This window comes from Rhizobium vallis (genome assembly GCF_003985155.1).
Classification (GTDB): domain Bacteria; phylum Pseudomonadota; class Alphaproteobacteria; order Rhizobiales; family Rhizobiaceae; genus Rhizobium; species Rhizobium vallis.
On the sequence record NZ_ML133686.1, the window covers coordinates 991,540 to 1,006,600 of the forward strand.

The 15,061-nt window shown below is 61.6% G+C and carries 14 protein-coding genes; 4 read left to right on the forward strand and 10 right to left on the reverse strand.

The genetic code is table 11. The features are described from left to right. Positions 1–10: 10 nt before the first annotated feature. Positions 11–508 (reverse strand): anthrone oxygenase family protein, encoded by a 498-nt coding sequence (locus EFQ99_RS04965; RefSeq protein ID WP_425376262.1) that lies wholly within the window; start codon positions 506–508, stop codon positions 11–13. Next, positions 496–1,320, reverse strand: coding sequence for an NmrA family NAD(P)-binding protein (locus tag EFQ99_RS04970; RefSeq protein WP_126919511.1), 825 nt, complete (start codon positions 1,318–1,320; stop codon positions 496–498). The genes EFQ99_RS04965 and EFQ99_RS04970 overlap by 13 nt, the downstream gene beginning before the upstream one ends. Positions 1,321–1,422: 102 nt before the next feature. On the opposite strand from EFQ99_RS04970, the gene EFQ99_RS04975 reads away from it, so the two are divergent. From EFQ99_RS04975 to EFQ99_RS04985, 3 genes are all read left to right on the forward strand, one after another. Further along, a complete protein-coding gene (locus tag EFQ99_RS04975; protein ID WP_126919512.1) occupies positions 1,423–2,076 on the forward strand; it encodes a TetR/AcrR family transcriptional regulator in 654 nt (217 codons plus the stop codon). Positions 2,077–2,149: 73 nt separating this feature from the next. Next, entirely contained in the window at positions 2,150–2,839 is a 690-nt protein-coding gene (locus EFQ99_RS04980; RefSeq protein ID WP_126919513.1) for an orotate phosphoribosyltransferase, read from the forward strand. Positions 2,840–2,901: 62 nt separating this feature from the next. Then, positions 2,902–3,828 (forward strand): carbohydrate kinase family protein, encoded by a 927-nt coding sequence (locus EFQ99_RS04985; RefSeq protein WP_126919514.1) that lies wholly within the window; start codon positions 2,902–2,904, stop codon positions 3,826–3,828. A 73-nt stretch (positions 3,829–3,901) separates the two neighbouring features. On the opposite strand, the gene pgi is transcribed toward EFQ99_RS04985, so the two are convergent. Both pgi and EFQ99_RS04995 read right to left on the reverse strand, forming a co-directional pair. Continuing rightward, positions 3,902–5,527, reverse strand: a complete 1,626-nt coding sequence (gene pgi, locus EFQ99_RS04990; RefSeq protein WP_126919515.1) for a glucose-6-phosphate isomerase — start codon at positions 5,525–5,527, stop codon at positions 3,902–3,904. Between the two features lie 138 nt (positions 5,528–5,665). Further along, positions 5,666–7,366, reverse strand: a complete 1,701-nt coding sequence (locus tag EFQ99_RS04995) for a long-chain fatty acid--CoA ligase (RefSeq protein WP_126919516.1) — start codon at positions 7,364–7,366, stop codon at positions 5,666–5,668. Positions 7,367–7,613: 247 nt separating this feature from the next. Here EFQ99_RS04995 and EFQ99_RS05000 point away from each other — a divergent pair, with 247 nt between their 5' ends. Next, positions 7,614–8,006 carry a PRC-barrel domain-containing protein gene (locus EFQ99_RS05000; RefSeq protein ID WP_126919517.1) on the forward strand — a complete coding sequence of 131 codons (393 nt, stop codon included), beginning with the start codon at positions 7,614–7,616 and terminating at the stop codon, positions 8,004–8,006. An 85-nt stretch (positions 8,007–8,091) separates the two neighbouring features. Here EFQ99_RS05000 and EFQ99_RS05005 read toward each other — a convergent pair whose 3' ends face one another. The 6 genes from EFQ99_RS05005 to osmF all read right to left on the reverse strand — a co-directional run bounded on the left by EFQ99_RS05005 (position 8,092) and on the right by osmF (position 14,949). Beyond that, positions 8,092–10,548 carry a glycoside hydrolase family 2 protein gene (locus EFQ99_RS05005; protein WP_126919518.1) on the reverse strand — a complete coding sequence of 819 codons (2,457 nt, stop codon included), beginning with the start codon at positions 10,546–10,548 and terminating at the stop codon, positions 8,092–8,094. 73 nt (positions 10,549–10,621) lie between these two features. Beyond that, positions 10,622–11,017, reverse strand: a complete 396-nt coding sequence (locus tag EFQ99_RS05010) for a VOC family protein (protein ID WP_126919519.1) — start codon at positions 11,015–11,017, stop codon at positions 10,622–10,624. A 96-nt stretch (positions 11,018–11,113) separates the two neighbouring features. Then, complete coding sequence (locus tag EFQ99_RS05015; RefSeq protein WP_126919520.1) at positions 11,114–11,863, reverse strand: ABC transporter permease; 750 nt, start codon at positions 11,861–11,863, stop codon at positions 11,114–11,116. Next, on the reverse strand, positions 11,860–12,804 hold the full coding sequence (locus EFQ99_RS05020) for an ABC transporter ATP-binding protein (RefSeq protein WP_126919521.1): 945 nt from the start codon (positions 12,802–12,804) through the stop codon (positions 11,860–11,862). The genes EFQ99_RS05015 and EFQ99_RS05020 overlap by 4 nt, the downstream gene beginning before the upstream one ends. Further along, positions 12,801–13,967, reverse strand: coding sequence for an ABC transporter permease (locus EFQ99_RS05025; RefSeq protein ID WP_126919522.1), 1,167 nt, complete (start codon positions 13,965–13,967; stop codon positions 12,801–12,803). The genes EFQ99_RS05020 and EFQ99_RS05025 overlap by 4 nt, the downstream gene beginning before the upstream one ends. Before the next feature lie 73 nt (positions 13,968–14,040). Next, the gene (gene osmF, locus EFQ99_RS05030) at positions 14,041–14,949 is read right to left on the reverse strand and encodes a glycine betaine ABC transporter substrate-binding protein OsmF (RefSeq protein ID WP_126919523.1); all 909 of its coding nucleotides are present in this window, start codon (positions 14,947–14,949) and stop codon (positions 14,041–14,043) included. Between the last annotated feature and the right edge of the window lie 112 nt (positions 14,950–15,061).

Here is a 15,061-nt window from a genome sequence, read left to right on the forward strand (position 1 = left end):
CCGCCATTTCTCAGACGATCATCAGCGCTCGAACGAAAGCGACCGAAGCAAGCAGTGAGGCAATGGTCCGCACATGGTTCCACCATGTCCAGTCCCGGAGATAGGTGGCCCAGAGCTCAATCGCTTCCGGCCCGTTGCCGCTCACCTTGGCGAGCGCATCGTTCATCGGCACGTTGAAGACGATGGTCGAGAGGAACGAGGCGATAACATAGAATGCCGCCCCGACCAGCATCAGCGAAGATAGCCCGCCACGCCAGTCGATCACCGCCAGTACGGCGATGACGAGGCAGAGGATCAACGTCGGCACGAAGAGCGCCATGAAGGGCGAGCGGACGATCGTCACGTTGATCGAGTTCATCGCGGCGATGCCCTGTTCCGCCGGGATTCTGGAAAAGGCGGTCATGATGAAGGTCGAGAAAGCGAAGAAGATGCCGGCGACGAGGCCGCTGCCGATAGCGGCCCCGATGAGGCATATGACGAGAAGGATCTGCATGGTCAGGCACTCCATAGTCCGGTCGCTGCGGTCTCCCGCGCATATTGGCTGAAATCGGTTGCGGGGCGTCCAAGAATGTCGGCGACGCCCCTCATCGTGTTGGAATTGCGCCCATCGAGCACCTGGCCGAAGAGCTCCTCCAGAAGATCGATCAGGCCCTGCGGCAGGCCGGCGGCGGCGAGCCCACCGGTGAATTCAGCCATCGAGACCTGTTCATATTCGATCGGCCGACCGGCGGCCTGAGCGATTTCGGCAACCGCTTGACGGAATGTCAGCGCCCGCGGGCCGGTCAGTTCGTAGGTCTTGTTGCGATGGCTGGGATCGGTCAGGGCGGCGACGGCGGCATCGGCAATGTCATCGGCATCGATGAAGGGTTCGCTGATTTCGCCCGCCGGCAACTGCAGCCGTCCGGCGAGGATCTGCTCGACGAACGCGCCCTCGCTGAAGTTCTGGCAGAACCAGGAGGCGCGCAGGATGGTAGTGTCAATGCCGGAGGCCTTCAGCGCCGCCTCGCTATGTCTTGCGCCCTCTTCGCCACGGCCGGAAAGCAGCACGATATGGTCAAGGCCACATTCTCGACCGACCTTGGCGAGTGCCCCGATCGCGTCCGCCGCCCAGGCGACGGAAAGATCCGGCTGGAAGGCGACATAGGCGCTTGATGCGCCCTCGAGCGCGCCGCGCCAGGTCGACCTGTCCTCCCAGTCGAAGGAACGGACGCTGGAGCGCGACGCGGCGCGAACGGTGAGCCCACGCTTCTCCAGACGTTTCATGATGCGGCCGCCGGTCTTTCCCGATCCACCGACGAGGACGATTTCGGAATTCTGCATGTCGAAGCTCCTTCCAAATGTTGAAAACAAGAGAAACTCTCTTATTTGCAAAATGAGATAAACTCTCTTATTTTGTTTGTCAACTTGGAAAAGGAGCAGACGATGTCGGAACAGCCGGTGGCAACGCGCAGGCGCCAGTCGCAGCACTCCGGCCAGCTGCGCCGCATTCCGAGCCAGCAGCGCGGTCGCGAACGTTTCGAAAAGATTCTCGCAGTCGCCTCTGAGCTGATCGAAAGCCATGGCAGCGACAGCCTGAAGATGAGCGAGATCGTTGAAAAGGCCGGCCTCTCCTTCGGTGCGCTCTACCAATATTTTCCCGACAAGACCTCGATCATCCGGACATTGGCCGAGCGCTTCAATGAAGAGGGCAGACGGTGCGTCGAGGCGGAACTGGCGAAGGTCGCCGACCCCGCGGACCTGCAGGGCGCGCTCGCCACTATCGTCGACGAATATTATGCCTTTTTCCGCCGTGAGCCTGTGATGCGCGACATCTGGCATGCGACCCATACCGACAAGCTGTTGCAACAGGTCGATGCCGAGGACATGGAATTTCATGCCCAGGCATTTCTCGCCGTGCTTGTCCGCCTTTGGCCGGATCGCGACCGCGAGGCGCTGCTGGCGATCGCCCGGCTCGCGATGCAGTTGCTTGCCGCTGCCGTGCGTTATGCGGTTTCGCTGGACACCGAGGAGGGCGCTCAGGCGGTTGCCCTGTTCAAGAAGATGCAGATCGCCGATATCGGTCGCCTGCTGTCGTGAGTGCCCCGCCTTTGATCTGGAAACTGCAGGCTCTTGCTGCTATGCCGCAGGGATCGAAGCGAAGGAGAGCCGGATGATCCAGACCACATTTCCCGACCGCGCCGTGATGGCCGAACTGGTGGCCAAGATGCTCTGGGAAATCAAGGCGGTGCATTTCAATGCCGCCCAGCCCTATAAACTCTCCTCCGGCATGGCGAGCCCGGTCTATATCGATTGCCGCAAGCTGCTTTCCTTTCCGCGCATCCGTTCGACGGTGATGGATTTCGCCGCCAGCACCCTGCTGCGCGATGCCGGCTTCGAGCAGTTCGATTGCATCGCCGGCGGCGAGACCGCCGGCATCCCCTTCGCCGCCCTCCTTGCCGATCGCCTCGGCCTGCCGATGATCTATGTCCGCAAGCAGCCGAAGGGTCATGGCCGCAATGCTCAGATCGAAGGCAACATGCCGGAAGGCTCGCGCGTGCTCGTCATCGAAGACCTGACGACAGCCGGCGGCAGCATGTTCAAGTTCATCGAGGCAGTCCGTGCCGCAGGCGGCATCGTCGATCACGGCATCGCGCTGTTCTTCTACGGCATCTTTGGCCAGCAGCGCTTTGCCGACGGCAAGGTCCGCCTGCATCACATCGCCACCTGGCGTAATGTTCTCGCCGTCGCCAAGGAGCAGAAGCTCTTCGACGATAAGACGCTTGAAGAAGTCGAGGCCTTCCTCGATGCTCCGCTTGCCTGGTCGGGAAGGAATGGTGGCGTTAGTGAGCTTTCGCTCTAGCTGGTTGACAAAAGCTCACTTACGCGGTTGATGAACATATAAATGCTGTTGGGAGGAATTCGATGATTTTGTGCTGCGGCGAAGCCTTGATCGACATGCTGCCGAGGGACACCACCCTGGGTGAAAAGGGCTTTGCGCCCTATGCCGGCGGTGCGATCTTCAACACTGCCATCGCGCTCGGCCGCCTCGGCATTCCCACGGCCTTCTTCACCGGCATTGCCGATGACATGATGGGCGAGATCCTGCTCGAGACGCTGAAGGCGAGCAATGTGGATTATAGCCCTTGCGCCATCACGCAGCGTCCCTCGACCATCGCTTTCGTCAAGCTCGTCAACGGCCAGGCGACCTATGCCTTCTACGATGAGGGCACGGCCGGCCGCATGATCACCACGGCCGATCTGCCTGCTCTCGGCGATGATTGCGAGGCGCTGCATTTCGGCGCGATCAGCCTCATCCCAAGCCCCTGCGGCGAAACCTACGAAGCGCTGCTCGACCGCGAAGCCGCAAGCCGCGTCATCTCGCTCGATCCGAACATCCGTCCCGGTTTCATCAAGGACAAGCCGTCGCATATGGCCCGGATCAAACGCATGGCTGCCAAATCCGACATCGTCAAATTCTCCGACGAGGATCTCGACTGGTTCGGTCTGCAAGGCGATCATGATACGCTCGCCGCCCATTGGCTTGATCATGGCGCCAAGCTCGTCGTTATCACCAAGGGTGCGGAAGGCGCTTCCGGTTATACCAAGGAGCGCAAGGTGACGGTCCCGAGCCAGCGCGTCACCGTCGTCGATACGGTCGGCGCCGGCGACACGTTCGATGCCGGGGTCCTCGCCTCGCTGAAGATGGATAACCTGCTGACCAAGGCACAGGTCGCCAATCTTGACGAACAGGCCCTGCGCAACGCCCTGGCCCTCGGCGCCAAAGCTGCCGCCGTCACGGTCTCCCGCGCTGGCGCCAATCCGCCCTGGGCGAAAGAAATCGGGCTTTAAGCCTTAGTCCGCGCCTCATCCGCCTGTCGGCACCCTCTCCCCGTCAGAACGGGGAGAGGGTAATTTCGACCGCTTATTTCGCAAGCTTCGCCAGCGCCGCAACCAGGCCCTGCGTGGACGAGTCATGCGACGCCGCGCTCTGCTTGCCCTCGACGACCGGCAGCAGGCCCGTTGCCAGTTCCTTGCCGAGTTCGACGCCCCATTGGTCGAAGGAATTGATGCGGAAGAGCACGCCTTCGACGAAGACGCGGTGCTCATAGAGCGCGATCAGGCGGCCGAGCGCATAGGGCGTCAGCTTGTCGTAGACGAAGGTGATCGACGGGCGGTTGCCGGTGAAGACGCGGTGCGGGGCGATGAAATCGGCCTTCTTGTCGTCCATGCCCTTGTCGGTCAGCTGCTTCTTGGCTTCCGCGAAGGTGCGGCCCTTCATCAGCGCTTCCGACTGGGCGAGAACGTTCGAGATCAAAAGCTGGTGCTGATGGCGCAGCTCCGGCTCGAAAGCGTTGGCGGCGATCATGAATTCGGCCGGGATGATGCTCGTGCCCTGATGGATCAGCTGATAGAAGGCGTGCTGGCCGTTGGTGCCGGGCTCGCCCCAGACGACGGGGCCGGAATTGCCCTCGACCGGCGTGCCGTCGATGGTGACGCCCTTGCCGTTCGATTCCATGTCAAGCTGCTGCAGATAGGCTGGGAAGCGCGACAGGCGCTGGTCGTAAGGCAGGATGGCGCGGGTGGGATAACCCAGCACGTTGCGATGGTAGAAGCCGATCAGGCCGAGTAGCATCGGCAGGTTCCCGGTAATCGGCGCCTTACGGAAATGATTGTCGACGGCGTGGGCGCCATCGAGGAACTTGCCGAAATTTTCCGGGCCGACGGCGATCATCAGCGGCAGGCCGATTGCCGACCAGATCGAGTAGCGGCCACCGACCCAATCCCAGAAGCCAAAGACGCGAGCGCTGTCGATACCGAAGGCGGCAACCTTGTCGAGCGCCGTCGAGACGGCGGCGAAGTGGTGCTGCACGGCCGCTTCGCCGAGCGCCTTAGCGATGAAGTTGCGCGCCGTCTGCGCATTGGTCATCGTCTCCACGGTCGTAAAGGTCTTCGAGGCGACGATGAAGAGTGTCGTTTCGGGCTGAACGAGCTTCAGGATATCGGCAATATGCGCACCATCGATATTGGAGACGAAGTGCGCGCGTGGGCCGTCATGGAAAGGCGCAAGCGCCAGCGTCGCCATGACGGGGCCGAGATCCGAGCCGCCGATGCCGATATTGATGACGTCGGTGATCGCCTTGCCGGTGGCACCCTTCAACGTGCCGGAGCGGATCTCGTCGGCAAACTTGCCCATGGCGGCAAGCACCGCGTTGACATCGGGCATGACGTCCTTGCCGTCGACCAGAACCGGCGTGTTGGAGCGGTTGCGCAAGGCCGTGTGCAGGACGGCGCGGTCCTCGGTGAAGTTGATCGCCTTGCCGGAGAACATTTCCTCGCGCTTCTTCTCGACGCCGCCTTCTTCCGCGAGCTTCACCAGGAGCTTGAGAATGTCGTCGTTCACCGCCGTCTTGGAAAAATCCATCAGCAGGTCGTCAAGCGAGACGGAAAAACGCGAAAAGCGCTGCGGATCGGCGGCGAAAGCGGCGCGGATATCGGTCGCCTTGGTGGCGTCAGCGGTGCTTTTCAGCTGGTCGACGATGGCGTTCATGGCAGGCTCCTTTGGAGGCGGAAAGGTTGCGGAAACTATTCGCTTTCTCAAGCGCAAATCAAGTTCAGCCATGGCTCCAAATATGAAAAAAGCCACCCGCGGCAAGCGGATGGCCTGAATTTCATCAGATCGTCAAAGTCAGCCGCGCAGATCCTTGCGCAGGATCTTGCCAACAGGCGACTTCGGCAACTCGGTGCGGAACTCGATGAAGCGCGGGCGTTTGTAATTGGTGAGGTTGGCGATGCAGTGGGCCTTCACCTCCGCTTCCGTGAGGTTCGGATCCTTCCTGACCACGAAAAGCTTGACGGCCTCGCCGGAATGTCCGTCCGGCACGCCGATCGCCGCGGCTTCGAGGATGCCGGCATGCATGGCGGCGACTTCCTCGATCTCGTTCGGATAGACGTTGAAGCCGGAGACGAGGATCATGTCCTTCTTGCGATCGACGATCTTGGTGTAACCACGCTCGTCCATGAAACCCATGTCGCCCGAGCGGAAATAGCCATCGGCCGTCATCACCCGCGCGGTTTCTTCCGGCTTCTGCCAATAGCCGGCCATCACCTGCGGCCCGCGGATGCAGATCTCGCCGATTTCGCCAAGTGGCAGCGTTTGGCCCGCCTCGTCGCGGATGTCGAGGTCGGTGGAGGGCATTGGCAGGCCGATCGAGCCGGTGAACTCGGGCGAATCGAAGCGGTTGGCGGTGGCAACAGGGGAGGTCTCGGAAAGCCCATAGCCCTCCGTCACCGCGGTGCCCGTTATCTTTAACCAGCGTTCGGCGACCGGGCGCTGGACGGCCATGCCGCCGCCGAGCGACATGATCAGCGGAGAGAAGTCGAGTTTGGCGAAATCGGCATTGTTCATCAGCGCGTTGAACAGCGTATTGAGACCGGGGAAGATATGCACCTTCGACTTCTCGAATTCCTTGACGAGACCGGGAATGTCGCGCGGGTTGGCGATCAGGATATTATGGGCGCCGAGCGACATGCCCATCAGCGAATTCACCGTCAGCGCGAAGATATGGTAGAGCGGCAGGGCGCAGAGGAAATTCAGGACCTCCGGCTGTTTCTTACGCTCGAAGGCGGATCGCAGCCACAACGACAGCTGCATCTTGTTGGCGAGCAGGTTCTGATGCGTCAGTACCGCGCCCTTGGCAACGCCGGTCGTGCCGCCGGTATATTGCAGGAAGGCGATGTCGCCGCCTGCAAGCGACACCGGCTGAAGCTTTTTGCCGGCGCCCTCGCGCAGCACCTGGCTGAAGCTCTTGTGCCGGGGGATCGACCAGGAGGGGACGAGCTTCTTCACCTTGCGCACGACGAAATTGACGATCAGCCCCTTCGGCCCCAGCATTTCGCCAAGCGAGGTGACGACGACGTGGCGCAGGTCCGTCTTGTTGAGAACTTGCTCCACCGTACGGGCAAAATTCTCCAGCACGAAGATCGCCTTGGCGCCGGAATCCCGCAACTGGTGTTCGAGTTCGCGCGGCGTATAGAGCGGGTTGACGTTGACGACGATGAGGCCGGCCCGCAGGATGGCGTAGGTGGCGATCGGGTTCTGCAGCACGTTCGGCATCATCACGGCGACGCGGTCACCCTTCTGAAGGCCGGTGCTTTGCAGCCAGGCGGCGAGCTTGCGGGTCTGGCTCTCCAGCTCGCGATAGCTCACGGTCTTGCCCATGCTGGAAAAGGCGATGCGGTCGGCGTAACGGGCGCAGGATTTTTCGAGGAGTTCGGCAAGCGAGGCATGTTCCAGCGGCGGGAGCTCGGCCGGAATGATGTCGGGATAACTGGCAAGCCATGGCTTACCGGGCTTATCTCCGTGCGGATGGACGGAAATGCTGTTCATCGTGTCCTCTCTCCCTTGAGGCCGCTGCACCGGCGTGCTGCCGGGAATCGACTGAAGGATCCTCCATCTCTCAGTCCGGCAGCTTATGCCATTGCTTGAACGGTTCAAGCCGAATGAAGCTATACTAACCTTGACGTAAACGTCAACATTCGGTCGTCGCGCGGGAGGCGAAGGGTCGGGAACTTTGAGTCCGCCATGGCGTTGATCTTGCATACCCAACCCTGAGGAACACCAGAAGGAGATGCAAATGTTGAATCAGGACACTGACGCCAGCCGCCGTGACCCGAATGCCAAGGTCACGCATTCGCTGATCGCCAGCGACCGCGTCGAAGGCACCCGTGTCTATGGTGCGGATGGCAGGCATATCGGCTCGATCGAACGCCTGATCATCGGAAAGCTCGACGGCCGCGTCGCTTATGCGGTACTGAGCTTCGGCGGCTTCCTCGGCATCGGTCACGACCACTATCCGCTGCCCTGGGAAAAGCTGAATTACGACACGCAGCTGGATGGCTATCGCATCGACCTGACCAAGGAGCAGATCGAAGGCGCACCGAGCTATTCGGACGATGACGACAGTTGGTACAACGACAATGGCCGCCGCGTCTATGACTACTATGGTGTGCCGCCCTACTGGATGTGATCTCGTCCGATAGGCTGAACTGGAAGGGCTCCGCGGGTGCGGGGCCTTTTTGGTGTTCGTGACAAATGTCGTGGCTCGGCAGCCACTAGCGCGAACCTGCGACGAGATCATTGGCCGATCGCAGCACGGTGCCGATGGTGATATCTTCTGCCACTATCTCCTTCGTCGTCTTCACTGCAAACACATGACTCTCTCCCGGCAACAGCGTCACCAGCATCGAATCGACAACGGCATCCGGGTCGAGCCGATCCGCCATCAGGCAAAGATCCTTCAGGAAATTTTGCGCCGTCACCTTCACCGCGAACCCGCCCTCGATGCTGGCGATATCGATCGCCAGCCGCGGGACCGATAAGGCAAGGTCGATATCCTCGACGAAATAGTGAAAGGCTCGCCTGTCGAGCATCTGCACGACGACCACTTCGTCCTTCGGTAAGTCGGGAGTGATGATATCCCCGGGCAACGGAAATTCCTTTGCCTCGAAGCGGTCGCAGAGCAGGCGCCAGAACTCGAATTCCGCCAGCACGGTGCCATCGAGCCTGACGCGCTTGCCGCTGATCTTTGCCCGCCAGAACAAGGTGCGTTCGTTGACAGCGACCGCCGCAAGTCCATTGCCGCGTGGCTGGATCGTCAGCAGGCGCGGATCATAGGCGGCCTTGAGCGCGTACCAGAGCGGCTTGCGGCGCCCGGCCGAATCGAGAGCGGCCCAGGAGGTCACCGGCCAGCAATCGTTGAACTGCCAGACCACCGCACCCTTGCAGATGTCCCGATGCGAGCGCATGTGCTCGACGCCGAAGCGGATGGCGCGGGCCTGGTTGAGCTGGGTGGCGAAGTGCCAATCGTCCATCGTCTGCGGTTCCGGCAGATGGCCGGCGAGGCCACGGATCAGCTTGTCGTTACCCTCGGTCGCCTTCTGATGGTGGAAGACGCCGTTCGATTGCGGTGTCAGCGGCTGATCGTGCACGCTTTCTTCGATTGTCGCCCAGGCTGCCGGCGCCTGCCAGCCGAATTCGGAGCAGAAGCGCGGGATATAATTGCGGTAGACCTCGTAGCCGACATCGTTCCAGACGTCCCAGATATGTTTGCAGCCATGTGCGTCGGCATTGGGTTCGATCTCCATCGAACCGGAATAGGGGCTGCCGGGATAATAGGGCCGATCGGGATCGAGTTCGGCTGAGAGTCTCGGCAGCAGGTCGAGATAGTAGCCGAGCCCCCAACTCTCGCCCGCCTTGATGATCGGCCGCCAGCCCCATTCGTCGAAGCCCCAGATATTCTCGTTATTGCCGTTCCAGAGGATGAGCGACGCATGCGGCATCAGCCGCACGACATTGTCGCGCACCTCCGCCTCGACCTCGCTTCTGAGCGGTTCCTCCTCGGGATAGGCGGCGCAGGCAAAGAGGAAATCCTGCCAGACCAGCATGCCCATGCGGTCGCATGCCTGGTAGAATTCGTCAGTCTCGAAGATGCCGCCGCCCCAGACGCGCAGCATATGAATATTGGCGGCCTTTGCTTCCTCGATCCGCGCGGCATAACGCTCAGTCGTCACCCGCGGAGGGAAACAATCGTCCGGAATCCAGTTCGCTCCGCAGATGAACAGAGGCACGTCGTTGATGACGAAGGTGAAGGCCGAGCCGTGTTCGTCGGCCGAGGTATCGAGCCGCAGCGAGCGAAAGCCGAGTTCGCGCTCGTAAGCGTCGAGCAGATCGCCGCTGGCATCGTCAATCAGCTTCAGCGTCATCGGGTAGAGCGGCTGCGCGCCGAGATGGTGCGGCCACCAGAGCTGCGGCGAGGGCAGGGTAAGCTCGAAGGCGATTTCGTCTTCGTCGGCGCCGATCGCCACCGTCTTAGTCACGCCGCCGATTTCGGCGACTAGACTGCACGCCGCCTTATCGCCATGCCGCGCCAGCGTCGCATGTACCTTCACCAACCCGTCGCCGCCGGCAAGCGTGGCCGATACCCGTGTTTCGGCAAGCCGCGCCCGATCCCAGCTTTCCAGCCGCACCGGTTTCCAGAGGCCCGCCGTCACCAGCGTCGGCCCCCAATCCCAGCCGAAATTGCAGGCCATCTTGCGCATCAGATTGCCCGGTCCCGGATAGTTATTGGGACGGTAGCCGTAATGCTTCTCCATCTCCGCGCCATAGGCGTAAGCCGAGCGGAAGGTGACGGTAAGTTCGTTCGCACTGGCCTTCAGCAGTGCCGACACATCGAAACGATAGGTGCGGTGCATGTTGAAGGTGCGGCCGATCTCTTCGCCGTTGAGGGAGATCACTGCGATCGTATCGAGCCCGTCGAAGACGAATTCCCACACCTTGCCATCATCCGGCACCGCTTCGAAACGGCAGCAATAGGTCCAGTCGGTTTTGCCGATCCAGTCATTGGTGATCTCGTTGACGTCGATATAGGGATCGGGGATCAGCCGGTTGGCGAGGAGGTCGAGATGCACGCAGCCGGGCACCGTCGCAGCTATTGCAGCCGGCAAACCGGATCTTCCTGTATCGTTGCAGGAGAGCGTCCAGCCGGAATTGAGCGCGGTCTTCTCGATCATGGCGGGCTCCTGAATAATGCCGCTCGAGGCTGTGGGATTATCTGGGGTTGGAACTGTGCTGCCCTGAGAAGCGTCAGAGAAACCGGCCGTGGCGCTGGAGCACTTCGATCTTGTAGCCGTCGGGATCACTGATGAAGAAGAACAGGCCGAAGAGCTTGCCATCGCGGTTGAGCTCCACCAGTTCGCCGGGATGGAGGCCTAGTTTCGTTAACCGCTCGCGTTCGATTGCCACCTCTTCGACAGAAACGGCGAGATGACCATAGGCATTGCCCAGCTCATAGGGCGCGATGCGGCCCTTGTTGACCGTCAGTTCCAGCTCGAAGCCGGTCTCGACATTGCTCATGTAGATCAGCGTGAAGGTGTCGAAATCGACGCGGTCGGCGACCGCAAGGCCGAACGCCCTACTATAGAAATCGACGGAGCGCGTCTCGTCGAGAACGCGGATCATGGAGTGGATCATCTTCGCCAAGGCTGCCTCCCATTGCACTACAGCGCCGCGCGCCTTTTTAGACGCGCAAAGGACGCTGTAGCACTTTGAATTACTGCAGCCTTGGTACCCGTCCTCTTACGCCGCGCGCAAGCCGATTCTTCGGGTAATCGCTGCTTCGACAAGACCCATGGCGTCATAGATCAACACCGCCATCAGGCCGACGATCAGGCCGCCCTGCAGAATGAAGGCGGTATTGTCGGAAATCAGCCCGGCGATGATCACCTCGCCAAGCCCCTTTGCCGCAACCGTCGAGCCGATCGTCGCGGTGCCGATATTGATGACGGTCGCGACCTTCAGCCCTTCGAGGATCAGCGGCAGGGCCAGCGGCAACTCGACGCGGAAGAGCCGCTGCGTGCCGTTCATGCCCATTCCGTCGGCAGCGTCGAGCACCTGCGGCGAAACCTGGTTCAAGCCGGCAACGGTGTTTTCGAAGATCGGCAGCAGGCCGTAGAGAAAAAGCGCGATCAGCGTCGGCATCGCGCCGAAGCCGGTGGCGGGGACGGCGAGCGCCAGCACCGCGACCGGCGGAAAGGTCTGCCCGGCATTGGCGATGGCGCGCGACAGCGGCAGGAAGTCAGCCCCGCTTTTCCGCGTCACGAAGATGCCGCCGACAACGGCAAGCACGGCGCTGCAGATGATCGACCCGACCACCAGCTGCAGGTGGCCGGCGGCAAGCGAGGCAAGGCTGTTCTGCGTATAGACTGCCGGCGCGTTGTTGCTGGTGAGCGGCGTGAGCAGGAAGGAAAGCCACTCCGTCCTGAACAGCAGGATCAGCAGCAAGGCGAGCGCCGCCAGGCGGAAGAGATTGGCGACGAGGAGTTTCATGCCTTGCGGCCCAGTTCGAGAAGTCGGCTCATCGAGATCGATCCCACAGGCGCCTTCTCGGCGTCCTGAACGGCCGCCTCATCGACCCCCTGCCAGATCATTTCGGCGAGTGCATCGCGCAGACTGAGCGATTGCGGCAGGGCATAAGTGAGACCGCCCTTGGCCGGCTCCATGCTTTCCCTCAGCGGCAGCAGCGACATCAGCTTCAGCGCCCGGTCTGAGGTGCCGGTCAGTTGCTGTACGAAGGGATCGGCCGGTTCGGTCAGGATCTTTTCCGGCGTCGAACATTGCAGCAATTTGCCCTGGCTCATCACGGCGATCTGGTTGCCGAGATGGAAGGCCTCGTCCATGTCGTGGGTGACGAGAATGACAGTCGTGCCGAACTGCTTCTGGATCGCCAGGAGGTCGTCCTGCGCCTTGCCGCGAATGACGGGATCGAGCGCCCCGAAGGGCTCGTCCATCAACAGCAGTTCCGGTTCGGCCGCGAGCGCCCGGGCGACACCGACACGCTGCTGCTGGCCGCCGGAGAGCTGATGCGGATACTTGTCGGCAAAGGTCGCGGGATCGAGGTTGAAAAGCCCGAGCAACTCCTCGACCCGTCTGGCGATGCGGGTGGAATCCCAATCGAGAAGCTGGGGTACGGTGGCGATATTCTGCGCCACGGTCCGGTGCGGAAAGAGGCCGTGCCCCTGGATGGCATAGCCGATCTTGCGGCGAAGCTCGGTCACCTCAACATCGACGACGTTCTGCCCACCGACGAAAATCTGACCTTCGGTGATCGGCACCAGCCGGTTGATCATCCGCATCAGCGTCGATTTGCCGGAGCCCGAGGTGCCGACGATGACGGTGATCTCACCCTTCTCGACGCTCATCGAGACATTGTCGACGACGGTGGCGGCGCCATAGCGCTTGGTGACGTTCCTGATCTCGATCATGGTCATGCGGCGGACCCCCGGATGCTGTCGATGACCGCATCGAGGATGACGGCCGATGAGAAGGCGAAAAAGACGGTCGGCACGGCGCCGAGCAGGACGAGGTCCATCGCCGTCTGGCCGAGCCCCTGGAAGATGAAGATTCCGAAGCCGCCGCCGCCGATCAGCGCGGCGATCGTCACCATGCCGATCGCCTGCACCAGCACGATGCGGATGCCGGTGAGGATGACCGGGAAGGCGAGCGGCATGTCGATACCAACAAGGATCTGTAAGCGCGTCAGCCCCATGCCGGCCGCAGCGTCGCGCACCGAGGGGTCGACGCCCTGAAGGCCGACGACGGTATTGGCGACGATCGGCAGCAGCGAATAGAGCACAAGCGCAATCAAAGCCGGCGCCGTGCCGATGCCGCGAATACCGATAGCGGCGGCAAGCGGCACATGCGTGGCGAGATAGCCGAGCGGCAGCATCAAGAGGCCGAAGAGCGCGAGACTCGGGATCGTCTGGATGAGGCTCAGCCCCTGCAGCACGACGGCGCGCAACTTCGGCACCCAGAAGCAGAGGATGCCGAGCGGCAGCCCGAGCACGATGGCGATGGCAAGCGAGCCGAACGCCAGCAGCAGATGCGAGATCGCCTCCGTCTCGAATTGCGGGGCCCGTGTCGAGAATTCCTTCATGATCGAAAGGCTGTCGAGCAGGCCTGAGGAGAGCGAGAGGAAGAGCAGCGCGGTATAGGCCGCAAGGGCTGCGACCCGCATCCAGGGCGCCAGCCGGATTTTGATAAGCGCATCCGAGATGACGAGCCCTATCACGGCAAACAGCACCCAGAAGCCGCCGCCGGGCGTCATGCGCGCCACTGTGCTGCCGGGCGGTGTTGCCGCGGCTGAGACCAGGCCGATTGCAACGATCAGCGCCGCAAGACAGAGGGTCGCGATGACGAGCCGCGCCAAGGCATTGCGCAGGAACAGCGTGGCGAAGGCGGTGAGAAGGAGAAGGACGGTCAGGATGATGACCGAGGGTTGGGGAAGAAGCTGCATCAGCAACATCGGCTTGCCGGCGGCGATGCGGTTCGCCTTCACATAGATGAAGGGCATCAGAGCTGTCGCCGCAATACCGCCGACCACCAGAACCACGCCGAGCCGATCCAACCTGCGGACCGCTGAAGTTTCTTCCATCAATTCAACCCTGTCTGGCCAACCCTGTCAGTAAAGGGAGGCTCCGCCCGCAATCGGGCGGAGCGAGCGATGACTACTTCAGGAAGCCCTTTTCCTTGAGATAGGCTTCGGCGACGGACTTTGCCGGCTCGCCATCGACCTGGATCTTGGCGTTCAGCTTGCGCAATTCGTCGGCGGTCAGGCTCTTGAAGATCGGCGCGAGCACTTCCTCAATCTTCGGATTGGCCTTCAGCACCTCTTCGCGGATGATCGGCGTCGGAGCATAGACCTGCTGCACGTTCTTGTCGTCTTCGAGAACGGTCAGTTCCGCCGCTTCGATCGCGCCGTCCGTGCCGTAGACCATGGCGGTGTTGACGCCATTCGTCTGGTCGGCGGCCGCCTTGATCGTCGCCGCCGTGTCGCCGCCGGAGAGAACGACCGTCTGGTCGGGCTTCAGCTGGAAGCCATAGGTGGTCTGGAAGGCCGGAAGCGCGCCGGCCGAATTGACGAATTCGGCGGAGGCAGCAAGTTTGACGGCACCGCCGCCGGCAACCCATTTACCGAAGTCCGTGAGGCTCTTCAGCTTGTTCGGGCCGGCGACGTCGCTGCGCACGGCGAGCGCCCAGGTGTTGTTAGCGGGCGACGGCGTCAGCCAGACGATCTTGTTGGCATCGTAATCGAGCTTCTTCGCCAGTTCATAGCCCTGGTCGATGTTCTTCCAGGCCGCATCGTCGGCCTTGTTGAAGAAGAAGCCGGCATTGCCGGTATATTCGGGATAGATGTCGATTTCGCCTGCGGTGATCGCCTTGCGCACGACCGGTGTCGCGCCGAGCGCGATGCGGTCCTGCGTCTTGATACCGTTGGCTTCGAGAGCGAGCGCGATGACGTTGCCGAGCAGCGTGCCTTCGGTGTCGATCTTCGACGATACGACGACGTCGGCGGCCTGGGCCGCACCTATCGCGAAGGCGGAGAGCGAAACGGCAAGTGCGAGTTTCTTCAGCATGGAATATCCCCTTTTTCAAAACCGTTGACCCTGCAGCGCCGCGCGTTTTTCAAACGTGCGAAGGACGCTGCAGCACTTTGAATTGCTGCATAATTTATCCAGAAATCGGTCC